The organism is Bacillus sp. ISO11, from assembly GCF_003458115.1.
Taxonomy (GTDB): domain Bacteria; phylum Bacillota; class Bacilli; order Bacillales; family Bacillaceae_G; genus Bacillus_A; species Bacillus_A cereus.
Genome location: NZ_QXCO01000008.1, coordinates 67,984 through 86,793, shown reverse-complemented (window position 1 = coordinate 86,793; position 18,810 = coordinate 67,984). Strand labels below are relative to the sequence as shown.

Below are 18,810 nucleotides of genomic sequence, written 5' to 3'. Positions count from 1 at the left end.
TAAAATAAAAAAAGCCTTCTAAGAAGAAGGCTTTCGGTTTGAATAGAGTCTTCTTCTCATCTGTCAAATCTTTCACAATTTGCTGGAATTAGCACCTTATTAACAAAATGTTAATGGTTGCTGAGGCGTCACAGGGCCAGTCCCTCTACCTCTCTAGATAAGAATGTTCGTATGAAATTTTTATTATGTTTTTAACTTTACAATAAAAGATAATTGAATTGCAACTTTATTTTAAATAATTTTTATTTTTCCGCAAGTGTCATTGACTTTTACTTTTGTGCATGCTAAATTTATTAAAAAATTAACAAACATTGTTAAAAGGGGAACGCATTTCCTTTTAGCTACATAAATAAAATAATAAAGACAACTCTTATTGAGAGCGGTGGAGGGAAAGGCCCTGTGAAACCCGGCAACCTTCAAACGAAATGTTTGAAACGGTGCTAATACCTGCAAAACGAATGTTTTGCATAATAAGAGGAGGAACAATTATGTCCCCCTCTTCAAAGTGAAGAGGGGGTTTTTATATTGATAGAAATGAGGGAGATTCGTGAAATTACTAGATTTATTATCAAAAGGAATTGTAATAGGTGATGGTGCGGTTGGAACGTTATTGCATTCACATGGTTTGCAAAGTAGCTTTGAAGAATTGAACGTATCTGATCCAGATCTAATTATATCCATTCATAAACAATATGTAGCTGCTGGAGCAGATGTAATTCAAACGAATACGTATGGAGCAAATGAGGCGAAATTACGTATGTATGGTTTAGAAAATCAAGTTACAAAAATTAATAGAGCGGCAGTGAAATTGGCGAAAGCATCTGTGACAGATAAAAATGCAATTTTAGGAACAATTGGTGGTATGAAACATATCGGAGCTGTTACAACGACTGATATGGAAAGGGAGTTTATGTTACTTGAACAGGCGGGGGCTTTACTAGAAGAACAGGTTGATGGATTACTATTAGAAACTTTTTATGATGAATTTGAATTACTTCATGCTGTTAAAGTGTTGCGTAAGCAAACGAATATTCCGATTGTTGCGCAATTAGCGTTACATGAAGCAGGTACGACTCAAAATGGAAATGATGTCAATGAAATATTAAAGCAGTTTATAGATTACGGTGCAAATGTTGTTGGATTGAATTGTCAACTGGGGCCGCTTCATATGACGGAAGCTTTCAAAATGATATCGATTCCGCAAAATGGCTATTTATCAGCATACCCAAATGCAGGTCTCCCGAATTATGTAGAGGGACGTTACGTATATGAGGGAAGCCCAGCTTATTTTGAAGTGATGACACCGAAATTTATTGAGCAAGGTATTCGGTTATTGGGTGGCTGTTGTGGTACGACTCCAGAACATATTCAAAGTATGAAGCGCGCTGTTGCGAATATTACCCCTGTAATAGAAAAAGAAACGATTCAAAGGCCAAAAGTCGTTCATACGCATGAGAAACGTTCGAAGGCTCACGTCACTCTAGCAGAGAAAGCAAAAAAACAAACGACAGTTGTAGTGGAATTAGATCCACCGAAAACGTTAGATACACAGCGTTTTTTTGAAGGAGCAAGAGCGTTAAAAAGAGCGGGAGCAGATGCTATTACTCTAGCAGATAATTCATTAGCATCGCCTCGTGTCTCTAATATGGCGATGGGTGCGTTATTAACGAAGCATGATATCCCAGTATTGACGCATTTAACGTGTAGAGATCATAACGTCATTGGACTACAATCTCATTTGTTAGGTTTATCGGCGTTAGGGATGGAAGAAGTGTTAGCTTTAACTGGTGATCCAGCGCGCGTTGGTGATTTTCCCGGTGCCACTTCTGTATATGATTTATCCTCTATTGAGCTTATTAAAATGATTAAAGAAATGAACGATGGACGTTCAATTTTAGGGAAATCAATTGGACCGGCGACAAGGTTTTCTGTAGGCGGCGCATTTAATCCTCACGTGAGGCACTTAAAAGCAGCGGTTAAGCGAATGGAACGAAAAATAGATGCTGGAGCGGAGTATTTTTTAACTCAGCCAATTTACGATATCAAGTTAATTGAAGAAGTGTATGAAGCGACAAAGCATTTGGAACAACCTATTTTTATTGGAATTATGCCGTTAGTAAGTAAGCGGAATGCAGATTTTCTTCATTTTGAGGTGCCGGGTATTACTCTTCCTGAAGAAATAAGAGAGAGAATGGATGGACATGAAACGAAAGAGGCAGCAATTGAGGAAGGGATTCGCATTTCACAAGAATTGGTCGACGCAGCGATGAAATATTTTAATGGTATTTATCTTATTACACCATTTTTAAAGTATGAAATTACAGAACATCTTGTTAAATATGTAAGAGAAAAGCAAGAAGTGAAAGAAGGTATTAATTGATGAAGTGTATAGAAGAAAAATTGAAAAATAGCATTTTAATATTAGATGGTGCAATGGGGACAATGATTCAGCAAGAGGATTTAACTGCTGAAGATTTCGGAGGAGAAGAGTACGAGGGCTGTAATGAATATTTAGTGGAAACAAGACCAGACGTTATTTTAAAGATTCATAAAGCTTATATTGAAGCTGGAGCGGATATTATTGAAACAAATACATTTGGGGCAACGAATATTGTACTAAGTGATTATGAGCTGTCTCATTTAGATGAAGAACTAAATGAAAAGGCAGCACTTTTGGCGAAGCAAGCTGTTAAAGAAAGCGGGAATGAAGTATATGTTGCGGGAGCGATGGGACCAACAACGAAAGCAATTAGTGTTACTGGTGGTGTGACTTTTGAAGAATTGATTGAGGCTTATACAAGGCAGGCACGAGGATTATTAAAAGGAGAAGTTGATGTATTACTCGTTGAGACGAGTCAAGATATGCGTAACGTGAAAGCAGCTTATATTGGAATTCAAGCTGCTTTTGAAGAACTGAAAAAAACGGTTCCTATTATGATTTCAGGTACGATTGAGCCAATGGGAACGACTCTGGCTGGGCAAACAATTGAAGCTTTTTATTTATCAGTAGAACATATGAAACCATTATCTGTTGGGTTAAACTGTGCGACTGGTCCGGAGTTTATGAGGGACCATATTCGTTCACTATCTGATTTATCGGAGTGTTACATTTCTTGTTATCCAAATGCAGGTCTTCCTGATGAAGATGGACATTACCATGAATCTCCATCTTCTCTTGCTGAAAAGGTGAAGCGATTTGCTGAAGAAGGGTGGGTTAATATTATTGGTGGTTGTTGTGGCACGACACCAGAACATATAAAAGCAATGAAATCCGCGCTAGCATCTCTTAAGCCTCGTGACCATCATGAGAGAGAAGGACATGGAATTAGTGGATTAGAAGCACTGCAATATGATGAGTCTATGAGACCGTTATTTGTAGGTGAAAGAACGAATGTTATTGGGTCACGTAAATTTAAACGATTAGTAGCAGAAGGGAAATTTGAAGAGGCTGCTGAAGTGGCAAGAGCGCAAGTGAAGAAAAATGCTCATATTATTGATATTTGTATGGCAGATCCTGATCGCGATGAAATAGAAGATATGGAAAACTTCTTAGCAGAAGTTACGAAAGTTTTAAAAGTACCGATTATGATTGATTCAACAGATGAAAATGTGATGGAGCGAGCTCTTACTTATATTCAAGGAAAAGCTGTTATTAATTCAATTAATTTAGAAGATGGAGAAGAACGATTTAAAAAAGTGACACCGCTTCTTCAGAAGTATGGTGCTGCTATAGTTGTAGGAACAATTGATGAAGACGGTATGGCGGTTAGTGCGGAGCGAAAGATAGAAATTGCGAAAAGAAGCTATGAATTACTTACAAAGAAGTATGGGATACGCCCGTCAGATATTATTTTTGATGCACTTGTGTTTCCGGTAGGGACAGGTGATGAAGAATATATTGGTTCAGCAGCAGCGACTATAGAAGGAATTCGCCTTATTAAAGAAGCGTTACCAGAGTGTTTAACGATTTTAGGGGTAAGTAACATATCATTTGGTTTACCACCGGCTGGACGTGAGGTATTAAATTCAGTCTTTTTATATCATGCTACGAAAGCAGGGTTAGATTACGCGATTGTGAATACGGAAAAATTAGAACGCTATGCGTCGATTCCAGAGGAAGAAAAACGCCTTGCAGATGCACTACTGTTTGAAACGACGAAAGAGACGTTAGAAGAATTTACAAACTTTTACCGAGTTGCTAAAAAGAAAGATATCGTTGTGCAAGAAACGTTAACGCTTGATGAAAGACTAGCAAATTATATTGTAGAAGGTACGAAACAAGGATTACACGAGGATTTAAGTCTTGCGCTTGAAGAAGGAAGAAAACCTCTTGATATTATTAACGGTCCGCTTATGAAAGGGATGGATGAGGTAGGACGACTATTTAATAATAATGAACTTATTGTTGCTGAAGTATTGCAAAGTGCCGAAAGTATGAAAGCTGCTGTAAGCTATTTAGAGCCACATATGGAATCTAGTGATAGTGCGAAAAAAGGGAAAGTATTATTAGCAACTGTAAAAGGTGACGTGCATGATATTGGGAAAAATCTCGTTGAAATTATTTTAGCAAATAACGGATATGAGATTATTAATTTAGGAATTAATGTACGTTCGGATCGAATTGTTCAAGAAGTACAAGAAAAGAAACCGGATATTATAGGCCTTTCAGGTTTATTAGTAAAATCAGCGCAACAAATGGTAACGACTGCTGAAGATTTAAAAGCGGCAAATATTGATGTGCCCATTGTTGTAGGTGGTGCAGCGTTAACGAGAAAGTTTACAGATAATCGGATTTCACCATCATATAAAGGACTCGTTTGTTATGCGAGTGATGCGATGACGGGGCTCGATATTATTAATAAGCTTCAAAAAGAAGAAGAGCGTGAGAAGATGAAACAGGATAAAAAAGAACGTCATCTTCATATCGTAAAAAAAGAGGAGAAGAAAGTAGAAATTCCAGCAGTAATTGAGCCATTACCGAAGGCTGAAGTTATCGTGCCTGATTCAACAAAACGAATTGTATTACGCGATATTCCGGCCCTTCATCTCGCTCCATTTTTAAATAGACAAATGCTACTTGGGCATCACCTTGGATTAAAAGGAAATGTGAAGAAGCTTTTGAAAGAGGGAGATAAGAGAGCACATGAATTAAATGATTTAATAGATGAATTATTGCAGGAAGGACAATCTTGGTTAAAGCCGAAAGCAGTGTATCAATTTTTCCCAGCGCAAAGCGACGGACAAAACATTGTAATATATGATCCAGAAGATCATACGCGTGTTATAGAGCGTTTCACATTCCCTAGACAAGGAAAGGCTCCCTATCGTACTTTAGGTGATTATTTGCGCCCAATAGGAGATGAGATGGACTATGTTGCTTTCTTATCTGTTACGGTTGGGGAAGGAGTTCGGGACATTGCTGAAGAGTGGAAGGCGAAAGGTGATTACCTACGTAGTCATGCCATTCAATCGTTAGCGCTTGAATTAGCGGAAGGACTTGCTGAAAAAACACATATGCTCATTCGTGACCGCTGGGGCATTCCGGACTCACCTGAACTGACGATGGAAGAACGTTTCCGTACGAAATATAGAGGAATACGAGTGTCATTTGGTTATCCGGCGTGTCCAGAACTTGCAGATCAAGAAAAGCTATTTCGCTTAATTCATCCAGAGGAAATAGGTATTTCATTAACAGAAGGATTCATGATGGAGCCAGAAGCGTCCGTAACGGCTATGGTATTTTCTCACCCTGAGGCAAGATATTTTAGTGTATTATAGTCTAGAAGGGGGAGACGTATGAAGAAAATAGTCTTTACAGGTGGCGGTTCGGCAGGACATGTAACACCTAATTTAGCCATTATCCCATATTTACAGGAAGACAACTGGGATATCTCTTATATTGGTTCTCATCAAGGTATTGAGAAAACGATTATAGAAAAGGAAGGCATTCCCTACTATAGTATTTCGAGTGGAAAGCTACGTCGTTATTTTGATTTGAAAAATATAAAAGATCCTTTTCTTGTAATGAAGGGTGTTATGGATGCGTATGTAAGGATTCGAAGACTAAAACCAGATGTGATTTTTTCAAAAGGCGGTTTCGTATCTGTACCAGTCGTAATTGGAGGATGGCTAAATAGAGTACCAGTTTTATTACATGAATCTGATATGACACCAGGACTAGCAAATAAAATTGCGCTTCGTTTTGCTTCGAAAATATTTGTTACATTTGAAGAAGCAGCGAAACATTTACCGAAAGAAAAAGTAATATATACGGGATCTCCTGTACGTGAAGAAGTGCTGAAGGGAAATCGTGAAAAAGGTTTAGCGTTTTTAGGTTTTTCACGTAAAAAGCCAGTTATTACGATTATGGGAGGCAGCTTGGGCGCGAAAAAAATTAATGATACGGCTCGAGAAGCATTACCAGAACTTCTTAAAAAATATCAAATTGTTCACCTTTGCGGAAAAGGTAACCTTGACGAAAGTTTACAAAATAAAGAAGGATATAGACAATTTGAATATGTACATGGAGAACTGCCAGATATATTAGCGGTAACAGATTTTGTTATTTCACGCGCGGGCTCCAACGCAATTTTTGAATTTTTAACATTACAAAAGCCGATGGTTTTAATTCCATTATCGAAATTTGCAAGCCGTGGAGATCAAATATTAAATGCAGAGTCCTTTGAAAGGCAAGGGTATGCCTCCGTGTTATATGAAGAAGATGTAACTGTAAAATCTCTTATAAAGTATGTCGAAGAATTGAATCAAAATAATGAGAAGTATAAAACAGCACTAAAAAAATATAATGGAAAAGAAGCAATTAAAACAATCATTCAAAATATTTCAGAGGCATGATGAAACAATCATGCCTCTTTTAGTAGGGTGAAAGATTCCAAGAATTGATATTTTTATGTTACAATAAAGTGAAACTTTAATCAGTTGGGTTCATCCCACATCTAACTTCTTTACTGTTACTGAATTTTGAGGAGGGAGTCTTACTGCCCTCAAATAGCGGGATAACAAATGGGTTAATAGGGAAATTCCAATTAATGAGGCGTGAAAATACGAATGGATTAGGAGTGACTGTGTTGGAGCTAAGTCTCTATGAAAATACTGCACTTATTATATGCTTTGTGTTGTACGTTGGTAGTGTTATTGTTTATATTTCAAGGAAATTTTCGCAAGAAAGAGAGCTTGAAAAGTCAGAGATAACAGCTGAACTAGAAATGTTAGCTGATGAAAGTTATAAAAAACAAAAAATAAAAGAAGACCATGAAGCATCCCATCATTTAAACGCAAATAAGTTTTAAAGATGGGGATTTTTTTTGAAGTTGTTCTTTATTATAGCTATAACAAATAACGCTAAAAAGGAGTTTCCCCATACACAATGAAGGAGTGTATATAAATGAATTTTTATATCGCCTCAGGTTTCCAAAATAAACATCTTGTACATTCCGTAGCAAATGAACTGAAACATGCAGGATGGCACCATACATATGATTGGACCAAAAATGAAAGAGCAGCGAATGAAGAACAATTAAGAGAAATTGGTCAGGCAGAACGAAATGCTGTAAAAGAAGCGGATGTATTTTTACTTATATTAGATGGTGGAAACGGGAGCCATACAGAGTTTGGAATGGCGATTGCACTAGAGAAAACGATATATGTATATCATGCAGGAAACCCGCTCCAAACAACGTTCTATCACTTGCCAGAAATAAATATTTTTGAAGGAGATGTAGCTGAGTTTGCATCTTTTGTTATGAATCATGTGAAATAATAGTAACTACCTAAAAGGTTATAAAAGTGATCTTTTGGGTACAGTGATGATAAGAAACGTATATAAAGGAGTACATAATATGAAATTAGAAAATGGATGGGAAACGAGCTTTTTAGAAGTCGTACAAAATAGTGAATTTAAGAAAGAGGCACTTCTTAGTCAATTGCTTTGTCAGGATAGTGAAGAAGTAGAAGAGCTTGTGGATGATTACGGCTACGAAGAACTTGTTGAACGTGAACATGATGATGAGTTAGCTGAAATCTTAGGAGAAGAACTTTTTAGTGAGATAGAACGCCAAGTATTCTTATCTTCAAACCCAGAAGAAAAACTTATTTCATTCGTCAATGGATTAGGTTTTCATGTGCTAGATTGGATCGTTCTTCTTGAAACAGAATTTGGCATTGATAGTGCAAACTTTACATCAGATGCTGTGAAGGTGTTAGAAAAGCGTTTCAGACAGTTTCCATACATAGAGGACAAGACAATTTTTGATATGACATTTGGAGAATCGATGGATGTATTAGAATCTGTTACAGGATTACAACTAAAGGAAAAGATGAACGTATAATGAAAAAAGAACGTGATTGGATCACGTTCTTTTTTTACATAATAATAATTTTATCATCTAGTTTTGTCTGCCCGGTAAGAAGTGCGTTTAAATATTCCACTTTTCTTATACAAGCTTGTATATGTCTTTCAATCTCTTGTAACTCTGCTTGGTGATGCGTTTCAATTGGATGAATTTGTACGTTGAATTTTTCAAATTGACTACTATATGTTATTTCTGCATAGCCGCTCATAATATCGGTTTCGTTATGAAATAAAAATTGCTTCGTTTTGTCACAGAATGATACATCCTGAAAGCCATATACTTTTAATGCTTCAATTACTTTTTTAATCATTTTTGTATTCATTTTTTAACCCTCTTTACGAAGTTCTACTTATATATTATAACATAAAAAATTACATAGAAAGCGCTTCCAAGTGTATTTTATTATAAACTTTACGTTTCAATCACAAAAATGAAACAAAGAAAAAATAATTGTAAAGAAGGAAGGACTCTTTTATTGTTTCGTCATATATATAGAGAAATAGTGCAATGAAAGGAAATTTTCCGAGGTGGAGATCGTATTTCCAATTTGAGCGCAGTAAAAGAGGTGAGAATTTTGAACTTTGATATTGTAGGACAAAAAGCATATATAAAAGATGGACCGCATCGGAACCGAATTGGAATTGTAAAGAAAAACGAGACAAAATTAGCATCGCAGTTTGCTATTGTAATTGGAGAACAAATCATTGATGTAGAGCTAAAGGATATCGTGTTAGTTGGAGTAGACGTAGGACAATTTCATAAATGGTGCGAACAAAATGGTTATTTGTGAAAAGGACGGGCTGTGAGATAATGAAATATATTTGAGGAAAGAGGATATGTTATCATATTCTCTTTTTCTATGTTTCAGGAGGCGAAAATGAAATATAAAGAACAGGAGTTTACGTTGGAGTTAAAAGAGAACATTCAATGTATGGAGAAGGAAATAGAGCGAATATCACTTAAACTGCATAAAGAGTATGCGCATTTATACATAGAAAAACACATGGAATTAGATATGGGATTTGCAAGAGAAAAAGAGAATCCCTTTGAGGTGGGTTATTATTCATCAGTTGCCATAGCTATATTAGATGAAGAAAAAGAGATGATTGAATTTCACTATATTCCAATTTGGAAATGCGAAAGAATCTTTTTAGGGATGTCAATTCAATCAAACATTTTTGGGAGTAAGAAAGTAGGGGAACTTGTTGATGAATCTTGTTATGAGATTGAGGAGGAGTTAAAAGAGCAACTAGAAGAATACTTGGAGTAAGAATTCTCAAGATAAAATCTATAAAGAGGGAACGGAATAAAAAAGACGCTAACAATTGTATGTTAGCGTCTTTTTTTCATTATGAAGCAATTTCACCAGTTTTTGTATCATCTTGATTGTACGTATCTTGATCTAATTCACCAAGCCATTTACTTGAAATAAGACCTGCTGTCATAGAACCACTTACGTTAAGAGCTGTACGCCCCATATCGATTAATGGCTCAACCGAGATAACTAGAGCAACAATACCGATTGGTAAGTTCATTGTAGATAGTACGATTAAAGCTGCGAATGTTGCGCCGCCACCAACTCCGGCAACACCGAATGAGCTAATAGCGATAACAGCGATTAAAGTTAAAATAAATTGTGGTTGTAATGGATCAATTCCTACAGTTGGAGCGACCATCATTGCAAGCATTGCTGGATAAATACCTGCGCAACCGTTTTGTCCGATAGATACCCCAAATGAAGCTGCGAAGTTTGCAATTCCTTCGGAAATACCAAGCTTTTCTTTTTGAGCTTCAATATTTAATGGCATCGCACCAGCACTAGAGCGAGATGTGAATGCAAAAGTTAGTACAGGGAACACTTTTTTCAAATATTGAATTGGATTTAAACCAGACAATGCAATTAATAATAAGTGAATGATAAACATTACGATAAGTGCTACGTAAGAGGCTAACACGAAGTTACCAAGTTTTAAAATAGCATTTATATCGCTACCAGCAACTGTTTTTGCCATAAGAGCTAATACGCCGTATGGAGTAAGGCGTAAAATTAATGTTACCATACGCATTACGATTGCATATACAGCATCAAGCATTTTCTTAAATAGTTCTGCTTGTTCTGGATATTTTCGTTTTACACCTATAAAGGCAATGCCGATAAAGGCTGCAAATATTACGACAGAAATTGTTGATGTTGGACGAGCGCCTGTTAAATCAAGAAACGGATTTGTAGGCAATAGCTCTAATAATTTATCTGGAATTGTTGTCTTTTCAATAGAAGTAAATCTTTCTTCAACTAGTTTCAGACGAGCAGATTCTGCATCACCTTGTTGCAAGCCTGCTGCAGATACATCAAATCCTGCACTTGCAGCGATACCGACAGCTGCAGCGATTCCTGTAGTAAGAATTAAAATTCCGATAATAAGACCACTGATTTTACCAAGGTTTTTCGTTAACTGTAATTTTGTAAAGGCTGAAATAATAGATACTAAAATAAGTGGCATAACGATCATTTGAAGTAATTTCACATAACCGTTACCGATTAAGCCAAACCAAGTATTTGATTCAATAATTATTTTAGAAGTTGGTTCATAAATAAATTGTAATATAAGACCGAATATAATTCCGACTCCTAAAGCAGTAAATACACGTTTATTAAAAGATACATGCTTACGTTGCATATAATATAATACGCCAACTAAAATGAGCATGACTGCAACGTTAATTCCGACAAGCAGTGTATTCATGTTGATTCCCCCTAATTCCAATCTGTTATATAGAATATAAGGTAATAAAACCTATAAGTCAACTAGGAAATTCCGGAATTAAAAAAAGATGGCAAAATGCCATCTTTTAATGTCCAGCCCCAGGGACAAGTAAAAACGTCGTGTAGTATGTAAATCCTATGAAGAAAACAGTTAAATATGCCCCAAATACGTATATATACATACGCTCTGTTAATTTTAAATAGCTTAAAAGTACGAAGAAACCTGTTTGTCCTAAAAATAGTAGTGCGGTCTGTTGCATATCCCCTACGTAAAACATAACCGAGAAAATTCCAGTCCAAAAGCCGAGAACGCGAAACATGCGCTCCATGCCATCTCCCTCCTTTTCTAAAAAAAGTAAACCTCACCTCATTATAGTTTATTTTTCTTACTATTGTAAATATTCATTCATATAAAAAGAAGCCAATTATTATTGGCTTCTTTTTATATGAGAAATTAAATTGTTAGTTTATAATTACAAGATTTACATCCATCTAATAGACTATCATTTCGAGTTAATTCCATGTTAGGGAATAGGATTTCAAAAATTCCTTTCATCATATCTCCGTGCATGTTACAAATTTCAGTTGGATGATGAACAGCAACTTCTTTAAATGGACAATTGTGTACATCATAGAAAATTTTTGTTCCATCTGCACTTAATTCAAATGCAGGTGATAAGCCAGCTGTTGAGAAAGCTTCTTTTGCAATTTGAACTTTTTGTTCCACTGTTAAAGCATCTTCACTCACATTTAAACGTTGCATATGTTGTTGCATTAATTCAGCTCCGAATTGTTTTCCTGTTTCGTATAGCGCTTTCTCACCAGCAGCGCCAAGGCTAAGTAAAGAATTAAATGCGATTCTTGCTAACAATTGATAATCACGGAATGGAAATTGTAATTGGATAACATCTTCAGATAAGACATACAATCTGCTCGGTCGTCCGCCTTTTCCAGTTTTCTTCGTTTCCGATTTTAGCATATGAACATCTTCTAATTTAGATAAATGTAAACGCGCTACGTTTGGATGAATGTCAAACTCATCTGCAATTTCTTGTACCGTTACGTAACTATGTTTTTGCGAAATATATTTATAAATGTAATAACGAGTTGGGTCAGATAATACACCTGTAATTTTTAAAGCTTGTTCCATGAGGATCTCCACCTTTATCACTTTATCCAAGATAATAACATTATAATACAGATAAACATGAGTATAGGTAATTTCAGACAATAATTCGGAAATTGTTCATAATTTCACAAACATATTTTTCCTTTTTCCTCTATTGAAAATACAAAAGTCCAAATTTTTATTGCGAATGTTTTCATGCTATATACATAGTGAGGAGGGAAAAGTGATGAATGGGATTGAAATTTTCGCGAATACAATTTTAAAAGAAGCGTGTAGGGTACAAGCGTCAGATTTACATATTGTGCCCCGGCAGAAGGATGTAGCGGTGCAACTACGTATAGGAAAAGATTTAATGACGAGCCAGTGTATTGAAAAGGAGTTTGGAGAAAAACTTGTCTCACATTTCAAATTTTTAGCATCTATGGACATAGGAGAGAAACGGAAGCCACAGAATGGTTCGCTGTATTTGCAAATTGATGGACAAGAAGTGTATTTACGCCTTTCAACACTTCCAACAGTATATCAAGAAAGTCTCGTTATTCGCCTTCATTTACAAGCATCTGTTCAGCCCTTATCACATCTTTCGTTATTTCCAAGTACGGCAGCAAAACTACTCTCGTTTTTACGCTATTCACAGGGGCTACTCGTGTTTACTGGACCGACTGGATCTGGGAAGACGACGACAATGTATGCATTATTAGAAGTAATTAGAAAAAAGAAAACACGTCGCATCATTACACTTGAAGATCCGGTTGAAAAAAGAAGTGACGATGTATTACAAATTCAAATAAATGAAAAAGCGGGTCTCACATATGAAACAGGATTAAAGGCTATTTTACGTCATGATCCAGATATTATTTTAGTCGGTGAAATCCGGGATGAGGAAACAGCAAAAATAGCTATAAGAGCAAGTTTGACAGGACATTTAGTAATGACAACGCTGCATACGAATGATGCGAAAGGAGCAATCATTCGTTTCATGGATTATGGTATAACGAGGCAAGAGATTGAACAGTCTTTATTGGCTGTAGCTGCACAGCGACTTGTCGAATTGAAGTGTCCGTTTTGCAGAGGAAAGTGCTCAACTTTATGTAAATCAATGAGGCAAGTAAGGCAAGCAAGCATTTATGAGCTGCTATATGGATATGAGTTAAAACAAGCACTTAAAGAAGCAGATGGAGAATGTGTTACTTACAAACATGAGACTTTAGAATCATCAATACGAAAAGGATATGCTTTAGGTTTTTTAGAAGAAGATGTTTATGTTTAAGAAAACTTGGAGTTTAAGTGATCAAGTAGTATTGTTGAAACGTTTAGGAGAATTATTAGAAAAAGGCTACTCTCTTTTACAAGCATTAGAATTTTTACAGTTTCAATTACCTGTAGAAAAGAAAGTACAATTGCAGCGCATGATTGAGGGATTAAAAGATGGGAAAAGTCTACACGATTCTTTTCATCAGTTAAAGTTTCATCAGGACATGTTAAGTTATCTATTTTATGCCGAGCAACATGGTGATATTTCTTTTGCTTTGCAACAAGGAAGTGTACTTCTTTATAAGAAAGATAAGTATAGGAGAGACATGATGAAAATAATGCAGTATCCTATGTTCTTGATGTTTTTTCTACTAATCATGCTTTTTATTTTTAACCTCATTTTATTACCTCAGGTTGAAATGGTTTATAGTTCGTTCGGTTCTAATACACCACTACTTACAGAACACATTTTAAGTGCAATAAAACTGCTACCATACATTATTTTAACCGCTATTTTAACTGTTATTATTGGATGTAGTTTATACATGTTGTATTTTAGGAAACTTCCACATATTAGACAGGTAAAAATCATGCTTCGTATTCCTCTCATCAAAACATTTCTTATTTTAAAGCATTCACATTATTTTGCTACTCAGTTGAGTGGTTTATTAAATGGTGGACTATCAGTATGCGAAGCTTTAACAATAATGATGGAGCAAAGATATCATCCGTTCTTTCAATATGAAGCGAATCGGATTGAAAGACAATTAATTGGAGGAGAACAGTTACAATCTATCATTGCTAAAAGTGGGTATTACGAGAAAGAACTTTCTTATGTTATTACGCATGGACAAGCAAATGGCAATTTAGGGATTGAATTAGGTGACTATAGCGATCTTATTATGGAAAAGATGGAACGAAAAATTAAACATATGTTAGTTATCATTCAGCCTATTTTATTTACATGTATTGGAGGAATCGTTGTCCTTATGTATTTAGCGATGATTATGCCGATGTTTCAAATGATGAATTCTATTTAGGGGGCATTTGTATGCAGAATGAGGAAGGATTTACTCTGTTAGAGATGCTATTAGTAATGGTTGTCATAACTATATTATTACTATTAATTATTCCAAATGTAGTTACACAGCGTTCATCGGTCCAAGGAAAAGGGTGTGCAGCTTACGTGAAATCTATAGAAGCACAAATACAAGTATATCAATTACAACATAATAAAATTCCATCGTTAAAAGAACTGGCAGATGAAAAGTATATTACAACTGATAAGTGTCCGAATGGCGAATCTATTCATATATCAGATGATGGCACAGTATCAATTAGGGCATTGTGAAACAACAAGGGTTTACTTTTTTAGAAATGTTACTCGTTTTATTTGTTATTTCTGTATTAAGTATAGTTACGTATTTTAGTGTTCATTCCTTATACGAGCGACAAAAAGTTGAACAATTTTTGAGACAGTTTTCAAATGATATTTTGTATATGCAGCAATTAGCGATAAACCATCAAAAGCACTACACATTACGTTGGCATAAAGATAGAAATATGTATGCTATAAAAGAGTCAGGTACAAAGTATTATATCGTCAAGCGAGAGTATGAAGAAGATATACAAATTGATTTGCATACGTTTCCAAATCCGATGACATATAACCCAAGTGGAAATATTAATAGAGGTGGTACGATTATAATTTCGTATAGAAATTATAAATATGAAATTGTATTTCAGCTTGGAAGAGGGAGATTTACGTATCGTGAAATGTCAAAAAGGATCCATAATGGCTGAAATGATTGTATCGTTAAGTGTTTTAATGATGGCTGTATCGTTACTACTACCGCAAACAGTATTAGTTATGCAAGAAAGAAAAAATATACAAATTCGTTATAAGGCAACTGGATTATTAAAAAAAGAAGCAGCTATATATATGTATGGAAATGAAGAAAAGCGAATAATAGAAAAGAATATAAATGGAATTGTGTATTACACATATTGGGGAGGCAATGAAGTTTGTACCATGTGGAAAGATGTGAAAGACAGAATGATGGAACAATGCTTTTATGTAGGAGAAAAAATAAATTAGAATTTGGTTTTTCATTAATAGAAATGATTGTATGTCTGTTTCTATTATCAATATTTTTTTTGCTCTTTCCCCGCCTACATTTCATTGAAATGGAAAATAAACAGTCGAAAGGGTTAAATGATTGGGAGTGGGATGTGTATTTAGGGCAAATGCAATTGGAGTTTCGTGAAGTATCATCTGGAGAACAGCTAGCATTTGAAAATGGAGAAAGTATTTTACAATTCCGATCGCGTAATGGGAGTGAAGTATCGTATGAAAAAGAGAATAGTCGTCTTATAAGAAAGGTAAATAGGCGCGGGAGGGAAGTTGTTTTACAAAATATTGGAACGGTTTCTTACAAACTAACACCTCATGTACTCATTATAAATGTGAAAGATACTAGTGGGAAAATATATGAAGGTGTAGTTATGCGATATAGCGAAATAGGAATAAACGTATGAGAAAGCAAAAGGGATTTACAATGCCTGGAACGATTATCTTTCTTATTTTATTAACTTCTTTTTTTATATACGAAACAAATATGTTGTTTACAGATAAAAATTTTTATATAGGAATAGAACAAAAATTTTTATTGGATGAATTACTTAACCGATCTATTACAGATATAAAAAAAGACTTACAGCAAAAAGAAAAAGAAGGTACATTTTTCTTTCAGTATGAAAAGGGAGAAGCGAGTGGAAATTATGTCTTTGAAAATGATTTAATTCTCGTTGCTTTGCAGTGTACACTCAAACAGGAAGCTTTCTATACGGTGAGTTTTCGGTATAGAAAAAAGGATGGGAAAATAGTCGATTGGATAGAAGGATAATATGTAAAATATATATATAGATAAACCAGGATTTCCTATTGTAAATTGAATTGATTTTTTAGAAGAAATGGATAAATATAATGATTAAAAGTTTAAATTTTCTCAAAAAAGAGAAAGGTAGAAAGAATATGATATATTCATGCTATCCAATCATTATTTTTAGGGAGAATAGGGAAATGACAAACAACAATCAAATAGGTGAAAATAAGGAACAAACTATTTTTGATCATAAAGGAAATACGATTATGACAGAAGATAGAGAAATACACATTATTTCAAAATTCGAAGAACCTCTTATTGTCGTATTAGCAAATGTACTAAGTGATGAAGAGTGTGATGAATTAATTGAAATGTCTAAAAATAAAATGAAACGTTCTAAAGTTGGTTCAGCACGTGATGTAAATGATATTCGAACAAGTAGCGGTGCATTTTTGGAAGACAATGAACTTACTTCAAAGATTGAAAAACGAATTTCATCTATCATGAATGTTCCTGCGTCGCATGGTGAAGGATTGCACATTTTAAATTATGAAGTGGATCAACAATATAAAGCACACTATGATTATTTTGCGGAACATAGTAGATCAGCTGCTAACAATCGTATTAGTACGCTTGTAATGTATTTAAATGATGTAGAAGAAGGCGGAGAAACGTACTTCCCGAAATTAAATCTTTCTGTACACCCTAGAAAGGGAATGGCAGTATACTTTGAGTATTTTTATCAAGATCAATCAATAAATGAGCTTACGTTACACGGAGGGGCACCTGTAACGAAAGGTGAGAAATGGATTGCAACGCAGTGGGTGAGAAGAGGCACTTATAAGTAAAAGCGAGTGTTACGTTTTGTTCTTCATAGTATAAGAACAAAACGTTTTTTTATTAAACAAAGTAGCATCTTTCGTTATAATAACAATTAATAAATGACGATTGAGAGGACAAGAAATGAAATCTATATACATAACCGGCTACATGGGAGCAGGGAAAACAACAATTGGAAAAGCGTTAAGTAAAGAACTTCAAATGGATGTTGTAGATACTGATCAAAAAATCGAAGAGAAGCAAGAGAAGGCAATTCGAAAAATTTTTGCCGAAGAAGGCGAAATGGCTTTTCGGGAATATGAAAGCGAAATGTTACGTGCGCTACCAGTCCATAATGTTATTATTACAACTGGTGGGGGAATTATTGAACGAGCGGAAAATCGCAAGTGGATGAAAGAGAACGGAACTGTCGTGTATTTATATTGTGATCCGCATGTAATTGCAGAAAGGCTTCGTGAAGATACGACACGTCCACTATTTCAAAAGAAAGATATAGATGCATTCGTAAAGAAATTTGAATCACGCCGAGCTTATTATGAAGAGGCTCATATTCATATCGATACGACAAATAAGTCTGTAAAGCAAATTATGAATGAATTAAAGGAAAAGATTAATGTATAAAAAAGTGGACATACTAATCAAGTAGAGGTGATGATAATATGTCTACTAATGATTATGTTCGCTTTGTGACGCAGCAGTTTGTGTCGTATATGGATGCTCCAAAAGAAGATCGAAAACAAAAGAAAGAACAACGCCGTGCTGAAAAAGAGCCATTTATGAATAAGTGGTTTGGTGTTATGCCGCTGAGTGCTGCTTTGTTTTACCGAAATGTAAAAAGTAAAAGAAAAAAATCAAGTTAAATTTTAGTCATATGTTTAGCAAACCCAAAATCCCCTAGTGTCGTATTACACTAGGGGATTTTTATTTACTGCACGGATTCTTGTTCTTCCGTAACGGCATGTATTTTATTATTTACCCAAACAAATCCAATTCCGATACAAATGGAAATGCCCCATCCAACAGCGGTCATAATCGCTCTCATTTCACCATAGCCATCTACACCGAAAACAGAGATGAAATAAATTTTTAAGAAGCTTTTTAATATGAATTGTAGACCGAAAAATAGCGTTAAATATTGTAGTGCTGGATAAATACGACTATCACGATAAAGCTCACGACTTTTATCACGGTCATGGCCTTGCAGTGCGGCAATATCTGCTGCGAAATATAACATAAGTGGTTTCTTTATAAAAATTGTACATATGACGATAATACCGAGTACGATGTGATAATATGCATCATTCCACAACATTCGTTCAGCTGACCCAGATAATAAATCTACCGTTGTATTAGAAATGAGTGTAATTAAAATAAAGAACCCTGTCACGTTAAACTGTTTTTCTTTTTTAAAGGTATACAGTGTATAAATAATCCCCGGAACAGAGGAAAGTAACATCGCGTAATAAGGATCGATATAAGGTTTTGCAAATTTCCAAATGAGGAATGGGATTACGAGATAAAAGACAAGATCTAATATAGCTTTTTTATTTTGATTCATACAAAGCC

23 protein-coding genes and 2 riboswitches are annotated in these 18,810 nt (G+C 35.1%); of the genes, 18 read left to right on the top strand and 5 right to left on the bottom strand.

The genetic code is table 11. The annotated features are described in order from the left end of the window. Nucleotides 1-53: 53 nt before the first annotated feature. Nucleotides 54-164, bottom strand: a riboswitch (SAM riboswitch). A 203-nt stretch (nt 165-367) separates the two neighbouring features. Continuing rightward, nucleotides 368-477, top strand: a riboswitch (SAM riboswitch). 70 nt (nt 478-547) lie between these two features. The 6 genes from D1166_RS10885 (at nt 548) to D1166_RS10860 (ending at nt 8,348) form a co-directional block, all read left to right on the top strand. Further along, the gene (locus D1166_RS10885) at nt 548-2,380 is read left to right on the top strand and encodes a bifunctional homocysteine S-methyltransferase/methylenetetrahydrofolate reductase (RefSeq protein ID WP_097856093.1); all 1,833 of its coding nucleotides are present in this window, start codon (nt 548-550) and stop codon (nt 2,378-2,380) included. After that, nucleotides 2,380-5,778 (top strand): methionine synthase, encoded by a 3,399-nt coding sequence (metH, locus tag D1166_RS10880; protein WP_097856094.1) that lies wholly within the window; start codon nt 2,380-2,382, stop codon nt 5,776-5,778. The genes D1166_RS10885 and metH overlap by 1 nt, the downstream gene beginning before the upstream one ends. 18 nt (nt 5,779-5,796) lie before the next feature. Then, nucleotides 5,797-6,855 (top strand): undecaprenyldiphospho-muramoylpentapeptide beta-N-acetylglucosaminyltransferase, encoded by a 1,059-nt coding sequence (gene murG / locus D1166_RS10875; RefSeq protein ID WP_000724782.1) that lies wholly within the window; start codon nt 5,797-5,799, stop codon nt 6,853-6,855. A 194-nt stretch (nt 6,856-7,049) separates the two neighbouring features. Continuing rightward, nucleotides 7,050-7,310 carry a DUF3966 domain-containing protein gene (locus tag D1166_RS10870; protein WP_001250699.1) on the top strand — a complete coding sequence of 87 codons (261 nt, stop codon included), beginning with the start codon at nt 7,050-7,052 and terminating at the stop codon, nt 7,308-7,310. Nucleotides 7,311-7,405: 95 nt separating this feature from the next. Continuing rightward, a complete protein-coding gene (locus D1166_RS10865) occupies nt 7,406-7,780 on the top strand; it encodes a nucleoside 2-deoxyribosyltransferase (RefSeq protein ID WP_001012333.1) in 375 nt (124 codons plus the stop codon). Nucleotides 7,781-7,859: 79 nt separating this feature from the next. Then, the gene (locus tag D1166_RS10860; RefSeq protein ID WP_000764261.1) at nt 7,860-8,348 is read left to right on the top strand and encodes a hypothetical protein; all 489 of its coding nucleotides are present in this window, start codon (nt 7,860-7,862) and stop codon (nt 8,346-8,348) included. A 34-nt stretch (nt 8,349-8,382) separates the two neighbouring features. Here the strand turns inward: D1166_RS10860 and D1166_RS10855 are convergent, their stop codons facing one another. Beyond that, the gene (locus D1166_RS10855; RefSeq protein ID WP_001093237.1) at nt 8,383-8,694 is read right to left on the bottom strand and encodes a hypothetical protein; all 312 of its coding nucleotides are present in this window, start codon (nt 8,692-8,694) and stop codon (nt 8,383-8,385) included. A 252-nt stretch (nt 8,695-8,946) separates the two neighbouring features. On the opposite strand from D1166_RS10855, the gene D1166_RS10850 reads away from it, so the two are divergent. Both D1166_RS10850 and D1166_RS10845 read left to right on the top strand, forming a co-directional pair. Beyond that, nucleotides 8,947-9,162: a DUF3912 family protein gene (locus D1166_RS10850; protein WP_001008326.1), complete on the top strand. Its 216-nt coding sequence runs from the start codon at nt 8,947-8,949 to the stop codon at nt 9,160-9,162. 87 nt (nt 9,163-9,249) lie between these two features. After that, nucleotides 9,250-9,642, top strand: coding sequence for a hypothetical protein (locus D1166_RS10845; RefSeq protein WP_000875390.1), 393 nt, complete (start codon nt 9,250-9,252; stop codon nt 9,640-9,642). A gap of 79 nt (nt 9,643-9,721) precedes the next feature. On the opposite strand, the gene D1166_RS10840 is transcribed toward D1166_RS10845, so the two are convergent. The 3 genes from D1166_RS10840 to D1166_RS10830 all read right to left on the bottom strand — a co-directional run bounded on the left by D1166_RS10840 (nt 9,722) and on the right by D1166_RS10830 (nt 12,286). Beyond that, a complete protein-coding gene (locus D1166_RS10840) occupies nt 9,722-11,116 on the bottom strand; it encodes an L-cystine transporter (protein WP_001094330.1) in 1,395 nt (464 codons plus the stop codon). A 106-nt stretch (nt 11,117-11,222) separates the two neighbouring features. Then, nucleotides 11,223-11,465 (bottom strand): DUF2626 domain-containing protein, encoded by a 243-nt coding sequence (locus tag D1166_RS10835; protein WP_000440721.1) that lies wholly within the window; start codon nt 11,463-11,465, stop codon nt 11,223-11,225. Between the two features lie 125 nt (nt 11,466-11,590). Next, a complete protein-coding gene (locus tag D1166_RS10830; protein ID WP_000434125.1) occupies nt 11,591-12,286 on the bottom strand; it encodes a helix-turn-helix transcriptional regulator in 696 nt (231 codons plus the stop codon). 205 nt (nt 12,287-12,491) lie between these two features. Here D1166_RS10830 and comGA point away from each other — a divergent pair, with 205 nt between their 5' ends. The 10 genes from comGA (at nt 12,492) to D1166_RS10780 (ending at nt 18,104) form a co-directional block, all read left to right on the top strand. After that, nucleotides 12,492-13,535, top strand: a complete 1,044-nt coding sequence (comGA, locus tag D1166_RS10825) for a competence type IV pilus ATPase ComGA (protein WP_001013186.1) — start codon at nt 12,492-12,494, stop codon at nt 13,533-13,535. Continuing rightward, nucleotides 13,528-14,559: a competence type IV pilus assembly protein ComGB gene (comGB, locus tag D1166_RS10820; RefSeq protein WP_000475192.1), complete on the top strand. Its 1,032-nt coding sequence runs from the start codon at nt 13,528-13,530 to the stop codon at nt 14,557-14,559. The genes comGA and comGB overlap by 8 nt, the downstream gene beginning before the upstream one ends. Before the next feature lie 11 nt (nt 14,560-14,570). Continuing rightward, nucleotides 14,571-14,870, top strand: a complete 300-nt coding sequence (gene comGC / locus D1166_RS10815; protein ID WP_001178686.1) for a competence type IV pilus major pilin ComGC — start codon at nt 14,571-14,573, stop codon at nt 14,868-14,870. After that, complete coding sequence (comGD, locus tag D1166_RS10810; protein WP_000813142.1) at nt 14,867-15,322, top strand: competence type IV pilus minor pilin ComGD; 456 nt, start codon at nt 14,867-14,869, stop codon at nt 15,320-15,322. Before comGC ends, comGD begins: the two co-directional genes overlap by 4 nt. Next, complete coding sequence (locus D1166_RS10805; protein ID WP_000829473.1) at nt 15,315-15,617, top strand: hypothetical protein; 303 nt, start codon at nt 15,315-15,317, stop codon at nt 15,615-15,617. The genes comGD and D1166_RS10805 overlap by 8 nt, the downstream gene beginning before the upstream one ends. Beyond that, complete coding sequence (gene comGF, locus D1166_RS10800; protein WP_000923099.1) at nt 15,587-16,057, top strand: competence type IV pilus minor pilin ComGF; 471 nt, start codon at nt 15,587-15,589, stop codon at nt 16,055-16,057. The genes D1166_RS10805 and comGF overlap by 31 nt, the downstream gene beginning before the upstream one ends. Beyond that, nucleotides 16,054-16,425, top strand: coding sequence for a competence type IV pilus minor pilin ComGG (gene comGG, locus D1166_RS10795; protein ID WP_001231273.1), 372 nt, complete (start codon nt 16,054-16,056; stop codon nt 16,423-16,425). Before comGF ends, comGG begins: the two co-directional genes overlap by 4 nt. A 176-nt stretch (nt 16,426-16,601) precedes the next feature. Then, nucleotides 16,602-17,252 carry a 2OG-Fe(II) oxygenase gene (locus D1166_RS10790; protein ID WP_118043307.1) on the top strand — a complete coding sequence of 217 codons (651 nt, stop codon included), beginning with the start codon at nt 16,602-16,604 and terminating at the stop codon, nt 17,250-17,252. A 115-nt stretch (nt 17,253-17,367) separates the two neighbouring features. Next, nucleotides 17,368-17,865 carry a shikimate kinase gene (locus tag D1166_RS10785; protein WP_000836650.1) on the top strand — a complete coding sequence of 166 codons (498 nt, stop codon included), beginning with the start codon at nt 17,368-17,370 and terminating at the stop codon, nt 17,863-17,865. Nucleotides 17,866-17,903: 38 nt separating this feature from the next. Then, nucleotides 17,904-18,104, top strand: a complete 201-nt coding sequence (locus D1166_RS10780) for a YqzE family protein (protein WP_000106083.1) — start codon at nt 17,904-17,906, stop codon at nt 18,102-18,104. Between the two features lie 65 nt (nt 18,105-18,169). Here the strand turns inward: D1166_RS10780 and D1166_RS10775 are convergent, their stop codons facing one another. Continuing rightward, complete coding sequence (locus D1166_RS10775; RefSeq protein WP_001073111.1) at nt 18,170-18,802, bottom strand: VC0807 family protein; 633 nt, start codon at nt 18,800-18,802, stop codon at nt 18,170-18,172. Between the last annotated feature and the right edge of the window lie 8 nt (nt 18,803-18,810).